At 44.7% G+C, this 14,556-nt stretch carries 11 protein-coding genes and 1 pseudogene; 6 read left to right on the plus strand and 6 right to left on the minus strand.

Features of this window, described 5'->3' with window-relative positions; translation table 11 throughout:
• The first annotated feature begins 27 nt into the window (after positions 1-27).
• Complete coding sequence (locus F6K51_RS03475) at positions 28-696, plus strand: HAS-barrel domain-containing protein (protein ID WP_293018089.1); 669 nt, start codon at positions 28-30, stop codon at positions 694-696.
• Between the two features lie 40 nt (positions 697-736).
• Here the strand turns inward: F6K51_RS03475 and F6K51_RS03480 are convergent.
• A pseudogene (locus F6K51_RS03480) lies at positions 737-2,117 on the minus strand (transposase).
• Between the two features lie 367 nt (positions 2,118-2,484).
• Between F6K51_RS03480 and F6K51_RS03485 the strand changes: the two are divergent.
• Positions 2,485-2,676 (plus strand): hypothetical protein, encoded by a 192-nt coding sequence (locus F6K51_RS03485; RefSeq protein WP_293018090.1) that lies wholly within the window; start codon positions 2,485-2,487, stop codon positions 2,674-2,676.
• Here F6K51_RS03485 and F6K51_RS03490 read toward each other — a convergent pair.
• Positions 2,649-3,116, minus strand: a complete 468-nt coding sequence (locus F6K51_RS03490; RefSeq protein ID WP_293018092.1) for a hypothetical protein — start codon at positions 3,114-3,116, stop codon at positions 2,649-2,651. The genes F6K51_RS03485 and F6K51_RS03490 overlap by 28 nt on opposite strands.
• A 22-nt stretch (positions 3,117-3,138) precedes the next feature.
• Positions 3,139-6,471 carry a valine--tRNA ligase gene (locus F6K51_RS03495; RefSeq protein ID WP_293018094.1) on the minus strand — a complete coding sequence of 1,111 codons (3,333 nt, stop codon included), beginning with the start codon at positions 6,469-6,471 and terminating at the stop codon, positions 3,139-3,141.
• Positions 6,472-6,793: 322 nt separating this feature from the next.
• On the opposite strand from F6K51_RS03495, the gene F6K51_RS03500 reads away from it, so the two are divergent.
• Positions 6,794-7,132 (plus strand): P-II family nitrogen regulator, encoded by a 339-nt coding sequence (locus F6K51_RS03500; protein ID WP_293018096.1) that lies wholly within the window; start codon positions 6,794-6,796, stop codon positions 7,130-7,132.
• A 102-nt stretch (positions 7,133-7,234) separates the two neighbouring features.
• Here the strand turns inward: F6K51_RS03500 and rdgB are convergent, their stop codons facing one another.
• From rdgB to F6K51_RS03515, 3 genes are all read right to left on the minus strand, one after another.
• Positions 7,235-7,849, minus strand: a complete 615-nt coding sequence (gene rdgB / locus F6K51_RS03505) for an RdgB/HAM1 family non-canonical purine NTP pyrophosphatase (RefSeq protein ID WP_293018097.1) — start codon at positions 7,847-7,849, stop codon at positions 7,235-7,237.
• A 620-nt stretch (positions 7,850-8,469) separates the two neighbouring features.
• Complete coding sequence (locus F6K51_RS03510; RefSeq protein ID WP_293018098.1) at positions 8,470-9,912, minus strand: phosphoglucomutase/phosphomannomutase family protein; 1,443 nt, start codon at positions 9,910-9,912, stop codon at positions 8,470-8,472.
• Between the two features lie 395 nt (positions 9,913-10,307).
• A complete protein-coding gene (locus tag F6K51_RS03515; protein ID WP_229415155.1) occupies positions 10,308-10,724 on the minus strand; it encodes a hypothetical protein in 417 nt (138 codons plus the stop codon).
• Positions 10,725-10,909: 185 nt separating this feature from the next.
• On the opposite strand from F6K51_RS03515, the gene F6K51_RS03520 reads away from it, so the two are divergent.
• From F6K51_RS03520 to F6K51_RS03530, 3 genes are all read left to right on the plus strand, one after another.
• Positions 10,910-11,740 (plus strand): photosystem II manganese-stabilizing polypeptide, encoded by an 831-nt coding sequence (locus F6K51_RS03520; protein WP_293018099.1) that lies wholly within the window; start codon positions 10,910-10,912, stop codon positions 11,738-11,740.
• 536 nt (positions 11,741-12,276) lie between these two features.
• On the plus strand, positions 12,277-13,053 hold the full coding sequence (locus F6K51_RS03525) for an RNA polymerase sigma factor SigF (RefSeq protein ID WP_293018102.1): 777 nt from the start codon (positions 12,277-12,279) through the stop codon (positions 13,051-13,053).
• Between the two features lie 274 nt (positions 13,054-13,327).
• A complete protein-coding gene (locus F6K51_RS03530; protein WP_293018103.1) occupies positions 13,328-14,284 on the plus strand; it encodes a hypothetical protein in 957 nt (318 codons plus the stop codon).
• The last annotated feature ends 272 nt before the right edge of the window (positions 14,285-14,556 follow it).

The raw sequence follows: 14,556 nt of genomic DNA on the forward strand, positions 1-14,556 counted from the left end.
TCACTAATCATGACTAATCCCTAAACCATGCGCCTTCCCTTACCCCAGTTTACTCCCAGCAATCGCTCAGAACATCACCTTGCTGAGGTGATTGAAACAGCAACTACAGAATTTCTAGCTCAATGTTTAGAGCCAGAAGATCTAAGCTTTCCGGTCATGCCTCCCTTTGGCAGCTGGGTAAAATCTGTAGATGATGAGTCAGGTAATCAAATTTTTGCTGTAGTTTATTATGCTACGACTAGCCCGATTGACTCGGTTCATCGAGCAACAGCTTTAGGATTGTCACTGGCAGAATTACGTGAGCAGCAGCCTCAGATTTTTGCCATGCTCAAAACTGAGTTTCGTGCTGCCATCGTTGGGTTTATGTCTTCCGAAGAGGGTGTTAATGGTTTTAGCAACCATCACGGTCGAGTCTATCAGTATCTTCCACCCCGTCCACCGCAAATTCATCAACCTGTCTACCAGTGTGAACCATCAGAGGTTATTCACTTTAGTGAACAGTTGGATTTTTTGCGAACACTTTTGGAAGTCAATGGTGCCCCAGTAGACCCACTGACAGCAGCTGTGATTAGGGAAGTTTATCGTCTTCGTCAGACTGACCGCGACTGGTTAGTCAAGGCCGGACGAACCTTGAGTGTCTTACTTAAGGATGATTATGACCGCTTGCGGTATATTTTGAGTCAAATTCATTGTTGACATCTCCCCCGGTTGAAACACGGGGGATTCTACGAGGTTGTTACGTGGCAGGTTGAAACCGTGCTACGTAACAACCTCGTTCGATATGATTTTTTCAGGGATTTGAAAATGTCATATCGATGTGGAACTGTCAAAAATTCCCTACTCACCTTGGCTAGATCAATACCTAGCTGTGTGGCTACTTTTCTAGCGATGTTAGTCGCTCCATTACAATCAGCGTTAATCAGGCACCCAGAAGAAGTTTTGTACAATCCACGCTTCACTCTTTTCCCTGACGGTTTCCAGTTCTTGGGTTTTTCACCATAATTTGGAAGGCTGTCTTTGTCTAGGCAAGACGCTTTACTGGTGTACGCTTCTTCGGTAATTGTCAGCTTAATCCCATATTCAGGGCAAAGTTGTTCAAGTCTATTGATTAATCTTTTTGTTGGGATAACTACAAAGTTCTGATTGCCCCGCTTTCCTATATTGATTGAATCTTTTTGGCGTTCGTTCCAGCCAATTATCAAGTTTCCTACGCGATCACTAAGACAACGGTTAATAATAAACCTGGCGGCTTTATTAATTGCATCTCGCATCTGGTTGTTTCGTTTCCGTTGGACACGATCGAGATTGGAATCCCAATAAAACTCGGGCTTACCAGTTTTATACTTTGCAACCAAACGAGCATACCCTTGGTTCATTGATTTAAGCTTACGACCATCAATGATTAGGCTTTTTCCGTGGGTCGAAACTCCGGTCAGCCAATTATCGCCACCGTGATCAAAACTCCATGCCTGTGAGTAATCAAGATTTGGGTTACTCTCTACCGGTTTCTTTCCGTCATCAATTACCCAATCGATCCACAGCTGCCCCAGATATGGGCGAACAGTTACTTCATTGACCCAATCTGGATCAATGAAATCTGGAGCTTGCAAAGTAATTTTAGTAAGCAGATCTGGTTTGCTTTCTTTACTTATTGACGGACAAAACAGACCTTCTTTGTAAGTGAGAGCCTGTCTAGGAAAAGTAACAGCAGCCAATCCCCCTTTCTTTCGGTACCTAAGAAGTTTTGGTCTATCTACTTGGCCTTTGTAGTATAGACCGACAAGTTGGTTATAACTTGTGATTGACTCGGCTACAGATTTAAGGGTTTGTTGTGCCGACTGAGCGGCCATGGCCTTGTAATGTGGGTTATCTTTCAGTTCTCTACAAAGTTCTGCGTATTTGGTGCTGCACTTGTAAGTTTTCCAGCCATAACGCAGAATTTCATCTTTCCAATAAGTTGTATAAGCTTCTGGTTGCTGTTCTAACCATTTGTAATGCTTTTGTTTAGAATAATAAGTCGCACAATTCCATAAGTTGTTAGCATTTTCACATTGGAACACCCAGAAAGCTTTATCCTCGTCTGAGAAGTCAGCTCTTACTGAAACCGTCCTATACATTTGTCATCACCTCCTTGGTTTGTTAGAATACCTTCAGTATAGACGTTGGTTCTAAACATGTCAACAACAAATGAGCGGAAAACAAAAAAAAGGATGAGGGGGATACCCGTACATCATGATGAACTAAAAAAGCCCCATACAGTTTGGCTTACCGGGGCTGCGTGGAAGTGGCTTCAATTGTCAGCTAAAGAGTCAAATACTAGTGTTGGGGAATTTCTGGAAAATTGGATAAGAAAAGAGATGGACACGACTGGATAAATCCAGTCTCTGAGTTTCACCCTCTATGCAAGAAAAGGGAGGCTCTAACATTTCAGGATGTTTTGGTAGTATCGTCATCCCCCGTTAACCCTCACGGGTATAATGGGGGATGACTACGAATTACTTGACAAATTACTTTTTTAGTTTCCTGGTTATAAAAGTCGAAGTAACGGTTAATACATATTTCTGTTTCCCTATTCCCTACTCCCTATTCCCTATTCCCTATTCCCTATTCCCTATTCCCTATTCCCTACTCCCTATTCCCTATTCCCTTTACTCATTACCAGCTTCATCAATTTGAGCCTCCAATTGGGCTACCTTTTGCTCCAGCTGTTGCTTTTCCAATTTCAAGTTTTCTGCTAAGGCTTCAATTTTTTCGCGACGTGCTTCTACTTCTAAATCGCGGATATCTAACCCTTGGCTTTTCAAGGTTAGCTCTTGCCGCCATTGTTCAGCCCGTTTCATTTCTTCCTCTAAAAAGGTAGACTTAACCTCAGCTGTTAAATACTTCTTGACTAAATCTAACACCCAATCGGTGGCAGATTGAATAGTGATCACCTCTTGAGTTTCAGCCAGATCGATTAAGACTAAGCAACCTTCTTTAAAAGCTTGGGAATTACTAAACGCCACAGGTCTTGGCTCAATGACTTCCCAGAATTGATCAGAGTTTTGGCGGGCAAGTAGTTGCAATTGGAGCCCGCCAAAATCATCATTGTCTTGAACTTGAGCTAGGTGTAGCATTATCGGTTTGATTGAAATTTGTTTAAAGTCTATTTAAGCGATCGCGTAAAATAGACTCTTGCTTTTTAGCCTCAGCTAAAGCCTCTTGAGCACCCTTAACCACAGCTTCTGGAGCTTTACTCACAAAGTTCTTATTACCCAGACGCCCAGACAAGGATTTGACTTCCGCCTCTACTTTACGTAACTTCTTTTCTAACTTAGCCCGTAGAGCATCCACATCCACCACACCAGTTAGGGGAATTAGCACCTGGACAGTACCGACTACACCCGCCATGGTATTTTTAACCTCTTTGTCCAAGGCTGGAGTGATGGTTAATTGATTGACCTTACCTAAGTCTTTGATATAGGCAAGACCCGCCTCCAAAATTTGACGTTCGTCACTGTTGCTGCTTTGCAGAATAACAGGTGCGGTCACCCCTGGTTTAATCTCTGCCTCAGCCCGGAGGTTGCGGATAGTACGGATTGTACCAATCAGCAGCTCAAACCTTTGCTCTAGTTCTGAGTCAATTAGAGAACTTGGGGATATTGAAGAGTGGGTATTGCCTATTGACGAAAGGTCATGGTCTATTTTAACGTCTCCCTCTTCTATATCTTTGATATCTTCTATATCTTTAATATCTTTTCCCTGTTTGATATTTCCATCAATAATCCCCATTTTGGACTCGATTTCCTTCAATTCCGAAGATTGCTGAGTGTCTTCCTGGCCAACAATTTCTGCTTTGATGGATTGAATTTTTTGAGATAACTCTTGACGATTTTCAGCCTTGAGCACATAACGGGAAACAAACCAAATGGCATATCCTAGACCAATCAGTTCTAAACTAGTTGAGACTAAGGAAATGCGATTGAGCGCACCCACGAAGGCTGTGAGGATATTCAGGGCAATAATTCCTCCGACAACCAACCCTGCTGCGATTATCGGTTCTTTGTAGTCCTCGAACAACTTCCTAGAAATTTCTCGCACTTTAAACAATACAGCTACACTTTGCTTAGAGATTTCCTTTTCCTTAGACAAAGATGTTCCTGACCTCGGTGATTGGGCATCAGGATAATCGGATGTATTATCGGTTAGCAGTTCGCTGTCCGTTGTCTGTAGTTCCTCTTCCCCAGTTTGACCATCTAGGTACTCTATAGGATAAGGTTGTAGCGCCAACACCTCCCCAGATTTCTGGGTCAAGGTGTGCCAGATTTCTTCAGTGATATGGGGCATGAATGGATGGAGTAGCTTTAGGATACCCTCTAAAACGCAAGCTAGAGTTTGCTGTGCCACAACCCGCGACGCAGAATTGGCATCCTGACGCAGCCTAGATTTAACCAGTTCAATGTACCAATCACAAAAATCACCCCAGATGAACTCATAAAGTCCCTTAGCCGCTTCTCCCAAGCCATAACCATCTAGATAATCCCTAGTTTGACGCACCACTTGATGAAAACGGGAAAGAATCCAGCGATCGCATAATTCCAATGCCTCTACTGTTGGTTGACCCAACTCTTCGGGAGTCTTACCATCAAGGTTTAGCATTACAAACCGGGCTGCATTCCACAGTTTATTGGCAAAATTGCGGGATGCTTCTACAGAAGCTGACTCATCCGTCTTGCGGTCATACTCTAATCGGATATCTTGACCTGCACCTGCCACTTCCCGAACCAAAGTATAGCGCACGGCATCCGTACCATACTTGTCAATCAGGATTAAGGGGTCAATACCATTATTAGCCGACTTAGACATTTTCTTATTGTTCTCATCCCGCACTAGCCCGTGGATGTAAACACTCTTAAACGGCATTTGACCCGTAAAATGTCCTGCCATCATGGTCATGCGGGCAACCCAGAAGAAAATGATGTCAAAACCTGTTACCAGGGTGGTAGTGGGATAGTAAGTCTTCAAATCCTTGGTCTCCTCAGGCCACCCCATAGTCGAGAATGGCCACAATCCTGAAGAAAACCAGGTATCCAGCACATCTGAGTCTTGCTCTAGCTTGACATTTTCTCCAAATTTTGCTATTGCTTTCTTCTTAGCCTCTGCTTCATGGTGAGCCACAATAAACGGAGTCTCGCTAGTGATTGTGCCATTGGTTTCACTTACCACATACCAAGCCGGGATTTGGTGTCCCCACCAGAGTTGGCGGGAGATGCACCAGTCTTTTAATTTCACCAGCCAATCTCGGTAAACCTTAGTCCAACGTTCCGGGATAAATACTGGTGAATGGTGCTGGTCAAGAGACTCTAGGGCTCGGTCAGCTAGGGGGCGAATTTTGACAAACCATTGCGTTGAGATTAGGGGTTCAACAGGAACCTTTCCGCGATCGCTATAGGGTACCGTATGTTTGTAGTCCTCTACCTTAACCAACAGCTCTTCTGCTTCCAGCTGCTTCACCACATTTTTCCGGGCTTCAAACCGGTCTTGTCCTTGGAAAGGGCCAGCCTTTTCATTTAACGTGCCATTCTTATTCATGATGTTAATGAATGGCAGATTATGACGCTGACCCATTTGAAAGTCATTAGGGTCATGGGCAGGAGTTACCTTGACACAACCGGTGCCAAACCCTGGATCAACCAACTCATCAGCAATAATCGGAATTTCTCGTCCCATAATTGGCAAGGTTAGAGTTTTACCAATTAAATCCTGGTAGCGTTCATCATTAGGATTAACTGCAACCGCCGTATCTCCCAACATAGTTTCTGGTCTAGTCGTAGCTACTTCCACAAAACCATTGCTATCAGTAAGGGGATATCGAAAATGCCACAAATGCCCATCTACTTCCTTATTTTCCACTTCCAAATCTGAGACAGCGGATTGGGAAGCTGGACACCAGTTGACCATATATTCGCCCCGGTAAATCAGTCCCTGATCATAAAGTTGGACAAAGGCTTCAATTACCGCTTTCGATAAGCCTTCATCCATAGTGAACCGTTCCCGGGACCAATCCACCGAAACCCCCAAACGCCTCAGCTGGTTAACGATGGTGCCACCTGATTCTTCCTTCCACTCCCAAGCCAGTTCAAGAAACTTTTCCCGTCCCAAGTCATAGCGGGTTTTGCCTTCAGCTTCTAGCTGTCTATCGAGAATGGTTTGTACAGCAATACTAGCGTGGTCAGTTCCCGGTAGCCACAGGGTATTGCGTCCTGTCATCCGGTGGTAACGGACGAGGGTATCAATCAGAGCACTCTCGAAGGCGTGACCCATGTGCAACTTCCCAGTAACGTTAGGTGGGGGGATAACAACGCAATAGGGTTCACCCTGGTGATTGGGGTCAGCTTTGAAAACTTGGTTTTCTTCCCAGTATTTTTGCCACTTGGCTTCGGTGGTTTTGGGTTCGTATTTGGTTGCCAGGGTGGGTGTGCTTGCGGTCATGCTGGGAATGGTGAATAGATGGGCCTACCTCAATTTTGCCACAGGCTCAAGGTATAGTTAAGTAAATAAACGGCAAAGACGGGAAGGATGCGTGCGGCAGAAAAGCAGGGGAGCATGAGTCGGTGGGCAGTCACCAATTACCTGTGCAGCTAATAAATAGATAAATACAGAAAACCCAGTCGTCTTCGCGGTTGATGAATCGATATCAACACCTCAGAGTCACCCTATCAGCATTTAGAAAAATTTCCACATCCACAGTCAGATAAAGTGTCATGCTATTCATATAACAAATGAATAGCAGAACAACTGAGGAGTTAGGAACTTGAAAAAAGTAGAAGCCATCATCCGGCCATTTAAGCTGGACGAAGTCAAAATTGCCCTAGTCAACGCTGGCATTGTCGGAATGACAGTGTCTGAGGTTCGAGGCTTTGGACGCCAGAAAGGTCAGACTGAACGTTATCGCGGTTCAGAGTACACGGTTGAATTCCTACAAAAACTCAAAGTGGAAATTGTTGTAGAAGACGATCAAGTCGATATGGTCGTAGACAAAGTGATCGCTGCAGCTCGCACCGGTGAAATTGGCGACGGTAAAATTTTCATTAGCCCCGTCGATCAGGTGGTCAGAATTCGTACTGGGGAAAAAAATCTAGAAGCGGTCTAAATACCCTATATACCAATATACCAAGGGAGCTGAGGCACGGTTTACCGAGTTAGCGTGCCTCAGTCGATTTTTATAGGGAGTTGACGGTTTTAGCCACGCTAGTTAAGATAGCTGTTTCAACTGAGGTAGTAGTAATTCAAAAGCCTTGCCACGATGAGAGCAAGATCGCTTCATCTGAGGCTCCATCTCAGCAAAGGTTAACCCCTGCTCTGGAACCAAAAAAATTGGGTCGTAGCCAAAGCCACCAGTTCCCCGAGGAGCTGGCAAAATTTCCCCCCGACAAATCCCTTCCGCTTGGAGAGCGATCGCACCATCTGGACGAGCAATCGCCACTACACAAACAAACTGGGCTTGCCGATTCACTTCCAAACCTAGCTCCCCCAGTAGCCGCTCAATTCGCTCTTGGTCGGTTTTGCCATAGCGTGCAGAATAAATCCCTGGAGCACCATCTAGGGCATCGACTTGCAAACCGGAATCATCAGCAATTGCCCATTGCCCAGTTGCCTGGGCTACTACTGATGCCTTCAGACAAGCATTGGCAGTAAATGTATCTCCAGTTTCTTCAATCTCTAGCTCTGGTGGCTTTAACTGCAATTCCCAGTCCAAAGAATCTAGGTATGTCTGCATCTCCTGCAGCTTACCAGGATTGCCTGTAGCTACAACCAGCAATTTTGGCAGCAAATTTGGGGTTTGATGTTGGGATTTTGGATTACTCAAAGCAACAAGGTCAGATTTTGAGTTCTCCCTGGTTTGAAAACACAGGGATTCTAAGCTGATGTCGTTACGCGGGTTGAAACCGCGCTCCACGACGCTTACTATACTAAAGCCTAGAGTAACCTAGTCTATATAGTTTGGCAGACTCAACACTGCCCTACCTCCCTCGGATTAACTCAAACAGTTAACCTGTGGATTTACTTTCAATTTAACTAGCTTTCGGAGTGGTTGTACCAACAAATTAGGGCAATAAATCACTACTTTTTGCTGCGTTACTTGCCTGTACCATAGTCGTAGGATATACCCCGTCTCTTCCTGGCCGGAATTTCACCGTACTAGCAAAATATAAACGTGACCAACCTTGTCCCTACTTACCATTCTATTCTAACACAATTGCCTGGATTTATCCCGGCGCACTCGCTGTCCACTCAATAAATTAAGTGGCTAACCCTAGTTTGTTGTTTTTCTGTTTGATGAAAGGTTAACTAGCAATCAGAGTCAGTTCGATACAGCTCAAGCAGCGTTTAATGCCCGATTGCGATCTTACTCACCAAAGCCCAGATTTTCAATAACCCAACCAAAACTAGCCAATCCAAAATCCAACATTAATCCCAAATTTAACTCTAAAACTTACTGGCCCAATCTTTAGCCCAGTTTAAGGTTTGAGTTACCTGTTCAAGGGTAGCGGCTTCACAGTAGAGTCGCAATAAGGGTTCAGTGCCACTAAAGCGAATCAGCAACCAGCTGTCGTTAGCTAAACGGAATTTGTACCCATCTGTGGTTTGGCAATCCACCACTGCCTGACCATTAATTTCTTGGAGAGGCTCGGTTTGTAATTGTTCTTGTATACGCGATCGCACTTCCATCCCCGATAGATGTAAATCGATCCGGTCATAGGCAGAAGCATAGCCAGTTTGCTCTTGCAGACTCTTGTAGAGTTCACTTAAGTCTTTTCCAGATTTAGCGATCGCTTCTAATATATACAGTGCTGATAATAGAGCATCTCGCTCAGGAATATGGTTGCCATAGCCAATGCCTCCGGATTCCTCACCCCCTAGCAAAGCAGGAGTGGATAACATCCGGTCAGCAATATACTTATAACCGATAGCAGTCTCATAAACTGGCAAATTATACAGTGCTGCCACTCTAGGAATTAGGTCAGAACCACTAAGAGTTTTGACCACTTCACCACTAAAGTTACGTCGTGATGCTAGATGTTCAATCAGGATAGGAATCAGGATTTGGGGGCTAAGGAAATTGCCCTCACCATCAGCGGCTGCAATGCGATCGCTATCCCCATCAAATGCCAACCCAACCGCTAATTCAACACCCGGTTGACGCTGGTGATTCTGGAGCGCTTCAAATAGCTCAGACAGATAACCGGGTAAAGGTTCTGGGGATTTGCCACCAAATAAGGGATCCCGTTCGGCCTTAATTTCGATAATGGGTACCCCAAGAATCTTGTTCAAGCCTCCTGCTGCTGCACCATTCATGACATGGGCAAATACAGTCAGTTTCTGCTGACTAATCAGCTGTTGAATCAGGGCAATATCAACCTTTTGTCTTAAAGCATCACAGTAACTTGACCATGGGTCAAAGGTCTTTATACTCCCCTCTTTCTTAGGTGTAGCTGGTGCTTGAGAAAGTTTGGCTTCAATCTGTTTAGTTATTTCTAGAGGAACTGATCCACCAAACGCTCCTTTCACTTTTAAGCCTAGGTAATTGCCAGGATTATGACTAGCAGTAATTACCAAAGCTCCCAAAGCATTTTGGGACTTGGCTGCCCAACTGAATGCTGGTGTAGGAGCATAACTGTTAGATAGTAAGACATCAAAACCAGCAGCTTGAACCACCTCTGCGGTTTTTTTGGCAAAGTCTTCTGCCATGAAGCGTCGGTCATGACCCACTATAATCGTTTGGCTACCCGTGGTTTCCCCATAAGCATCTGCCAGAACTTGAGCAGCAACAGGGGCAACTATTGCCAAGCGCTCGAAGGTAAAATCGGCGGCAATGATACCTCGCCAGCCGTCTGTCCCAAATTTAATTGAATCTCCGGCAATCGCCATAATAGTAGTATATAGTTACTTAAATTTTAATACTCTGACGGCAAAATCCTAGCATTGGAAAGAGTTAGTGTCTTGGTGACCCGCCAAAGCCTGAGCTGGCTTGTGTCGCCATTTTGTCGTCATCTAGTAGTACTGATAGTAATTACTTAACTTAAGTCACTCTTTCGGGATTTTGTCCAGTGGGTGTATTGGCTACCACCATTGACGTTGGACCATTGGCTAGCACTGATGAGTTGCTCAGCAACCAAAGTTTTTCCTAAATGTAAGCGGGATATAGTCAGGTTTTACCCCTCTTGCGGACTCTTCCCTCTGTTCTAAATCTCGATCAATCATCCCCCGACAAGGGCAACAGTTTCCTAGTGGTCGTTGCTGATATCCTGCTTAGGTCGGGCTGACTAAGGCAGCTTCTTAAGTACAGAGATTAGATTCATGCGTTCAATGTAGGGCCAACCACCCTTTTCTTCAATATCCTTTAGCAAATCATATAGTTTCTGGCGAGTATCGGGCAATGAGGCTTGAAAGAACCCGTCTCGAATCTCGCCATGGACTTCCTCTAAACCCCTGAGTATAGCCAACAGCGCTAAGTTATCACCTTGGTAATTCTTTGCCAAAGAACGAATATCAGCGGTAATCTCTAGTAATTTAGCCTGTAATTGCTCTGAATCCAAATCTTTATCCCGATCCATTCCATCAAATAACTGTCGCAGTAAAGGCGGCTCTTCCCGTGTACAATGCTCTAAAGAACAGCTGAGGCTCACGGAATCGGTGCCATTTTTGCATGCCCTATGCCCCAATGGCAGTAGTTCAACCAAATAACAAGCTTCCCGATAGTTTGTGTGTAGCCCGACTTATAACATGGGTGTGGTGTGAATTGTGGATAATACTGGTCAATGCCTAGAGGGCAGCAGCTGTTTAACTCCTATTGCACCAGCAACCCAATTCCAGAACCAACCTAACATACATTTTTAGATCTGATTATTGACGATTGAGATTGACTATGAAGTATCGTGCTTTGATTTGTGCCTTCCTGGCGTTATGTCTGGGGGTCTTTACAGCTTCCTGTTCTCCAGATATAGCAAGCTTGGAAAGTATCGAAGGACTGACCTATGACCAGATTAAAAATACTGGTTTAGCGAATAACTGTCCACAGCTGTCAGAAATGACTCGGGGTGCTATTCCTGTAGACCCCGACCAGTCCTATGAGATTGTCGATATGTGCGTACAGCCAACCACCTTCTTTGTCAAGGAAGAAGGAACTAAGCGCAAAGAGGCAGAATATCTTCCCGGCAAATTATTGACCCGTTATACCTCTAGCTTGGTTCAAGTGCGAGGAGACTTAGTTTTTCAAAAAGATGGTAGTCTGAAGTTTTTGGAAAAGGATGGTATAGATTTCCAACCCATCACTATTCAGTTGCCTGGAGGTGAGCAAGTCCCATTCCTGTTCACCATTAAAAAATTGGTTGCCACAACTGAGCCTGGTTTGGAGAGTATCAATGCTTCCACCGACTTTGTTGGCGATTTCTACGTCCCCTCTTATCGGGGTGCTGTTTTCCTAGATCCCAAAGGTCGAGGTCTGGCTAGTGGTTATGATAATTCGGTTGCTTTGCCATCTCAAGCGGATAGCCAAGAGTTTGCCAATGTTAAGAGCGCAGATGTGGGCGAAGGCACCATTGAGCTGCGCATAGCTCAAGTAGATAGGGAGAGTGGGGAAATTGCTGGTACATTCATAAGTGAACAACCCTCAGATACTGACTTAGGTGCTGATGAGCCAGAAGAAGTGAAAGTTCAGGGGATATTTTACGCTCGCATTCAACCAAAACAAGCATAGCTGACGTTGGTTTGAGTCTTGGAAGCCACTGACTCCCAGAATGGGAAATTGGCAAAAACGTTAATTGCTAAGGGGCGTATGCCCCTTTTTTGATCGAAATGTGGCGTTTTCGATATCCTGTATGTATTATTAATAAACTTTCATCCTTTGTAATTCGGGATTATGGGTAAATTACTATTTTAACAAACTTAATGGGAAATCTACAATTAAAGCAATAACATTATGATCAGGCCAGTGGTTGGATATTAATAAACTAGATTAACTAAATTACCTATGTTATCAAACCAAACTGCAGCATAAACTCACGCCAATAAAACTGAGCCCCTTTCTCTAAAAGGGATGCAAGATAATATATTCCGGGGATTGGATCCGGGAAATTTTCAACCGGTAATCCCACAACCATTACCAATTCGACCTGAACCATTACCAGGATAAAAAATTTGTTCCATCCAGGAGAATTGGGATGAGTTAGGGGTCTGATAGCCGATTGTGATCTACTTGTGATCTACTTGTAATCTACCACATTAAACTTTGTTATGGCGACTAACCTTAATCATAATATTAAGTATCAAAGCTTAACATTATTACAAAAGTACCAGCAATCTAAGACCTCTGAACTTCGCAATCAGCTAGTTGCTCTCAATTTAGGACTAGTGAGGAGAGAAGCTCATCATTGGGTCAATCAGTGTCATGAAAGCTACGAAGACTTACTTCAGGTTGGCTGTATTGGCTTAATTGGTGCCATAGAACGATTTGATTCCACCAAGGGAATAGCATTTAGTTCCTTCGCTATCCCCTACATTCGTGGTGAAATTCAGCACTATTTACGAGATCGGGGTTATTCAATTCGCATTCCTCGACGCTGGCTAGCACTACGGCAAAAGTCTGTGGAAATTACTCGAAATTTACGAGCAAGGTTAAATCGGCAACCGACAGAAGAAGAAATAGCAGCAGCATTAAACATCTCCCTAGAAGAATGGCAAGAAATTACCCTAGCTCATCAAAATCGGGAACCTCTGAGCTTAGATACACCAGTGGGAGATTCAGAGGACAGAAACACCAGCTTGGGTGAGTTAGTGCCAGATCCTCGCTATCGCAGTTTTCAGCTGGCACAGGAAGACCAAATCCGCATTCAACAAGCCCTAGCTCATTTGGAAAAGCGCACTCGTGAAGTGCTGGAATTTGTTTTTTTACATGACTTGACCCAAAAAGAGGTAGCACAACGCTTAGACATCAGTGTAGTAACGGTATCCCGCCGCGTTAAAAAAGGCTTGGAAGCGTTGCAAAAGTTAATGAAACCGACACAAGATTAATTTTAACACTATTATTTGGTGAAGCATAATAATCTAAAATTATAGACAATTATATACAGCTGGCAAAGTAACTGGACTTGATAGCTAAGTCATCGCTGAAACGCGCTTTGGGCTTCTTGGATTGGGTGTTATTGCCCATAGCATGCCCAAAGCCTTTTGCTTAGAGTCTCCAGTTTTGGAAGTTTGCCAAAAAAATCCGATCTTTAAAGAAGTTGGTGCCACAGATCGATAACTTCAAGGGTATGCTCGGATAAAGCGTTATTTTTAGGTGGTCATGGGTAAAGTATCATGCATCGTATGGGTGAGTGTGCTGGCTCTGCTGATAGGAGGCTGTCAACCGGGTAGAAACACTGAACAGGGGGAGCCGACTACCCCTAAACCGACGCCGGTGGCTTCCCCGGATAGCACCAAACCTTCTCCTCCTGTAGCTGAATTTGCTCCTAAATCTCCGGAAACACCGGAGCAGGAAAAGGTAATACCAATACCACCATTGATCACCACCTTGCCAAGCAATGAAGTAAGAAATCGGATTGATAAGGGACGTCTTGACCCGTTTGCGGCAATTTCAGTGCAACCAGAGGTGGAGATTGTGCCGAATCCTGGCAGACCAAGTAGCTCCCCTACGAGGGTACAACCTCTGACTCCTCCACCAGGAAGACCGGCTTTGCGATCGCGTCCTGGAACCGGAGGTAGTGTAGCGGTACCCCCCAGCCCCTCAAGAGCTAGCCGTCCCAGCCCCTCAAGAGCTAGCCGTCCCAGCCCCTCAAGAGCTACCAGGCCCGACCGTAAGCCTCCAAGCTCATCAATCCCTAGAAAGTCTCCTGGCTCATCAAGAGGAAATGTTTTGCCAAGGCCCCAGAACACTCGGCCTACAGAGACTAGCATTGCTAAACCTGCTTCAAAACCAGACAATAGCTCTGTTGCCGAGGATGGTATCCCCCCTATCCCTCCTGAATTTGATCTGCAACTGCCAATCCTACCAGAACCAGAACTGGCCAATAATGTTAGTGTCACAGGGGTAGTTGATAATGGTAGGGGTGTCTATTACGCTATCCTAGATGTCCCTAATGAGCCTAGTCGTAGCGTTCAAGTTGGACAGTTTATATTAGGCGGACAAGTGCTAGTAAAGCGAATTGAAATGTATAGAGGCTTAGATCCAGTGGTGATTCTGGAAGAAAATGGTGTTGAAGTGTCTAGACGAGTTGGCGAAAACTCAGGATCAGCTTCTTGAGGTAACCTCAGGGTACAGTGTTAACTGTTAGGTGTTAGGTAAGCATTCAGCTATCAGCCGTCAGCCATCAGCCATTCCCGTACCGTGGCCCAAAAGCCTTTGGCCTTGGCTGACGCTACTAATTGTGCTGATTTTATGAAAAAGTATTAGTAGCGTACGCTATGGGCATAAACTGTTGCCGTAGCGTTGCCACAGACCTTTGGCTGATAGCTGATACGCGACACGCTGATAGCTAAAGGTGTTAGGAATTGGGTTAATGGTTCTGCTACTTA

It is taken from the genome of Moorena sp. SIO3I8 (assembly GCF_010692325.1).
Classification (GTDB): Bacteria; Cyanobacteriota; Cyanobacteriia; order Cyanobacteriales; family Coleofasciculaceae; genus Moorena.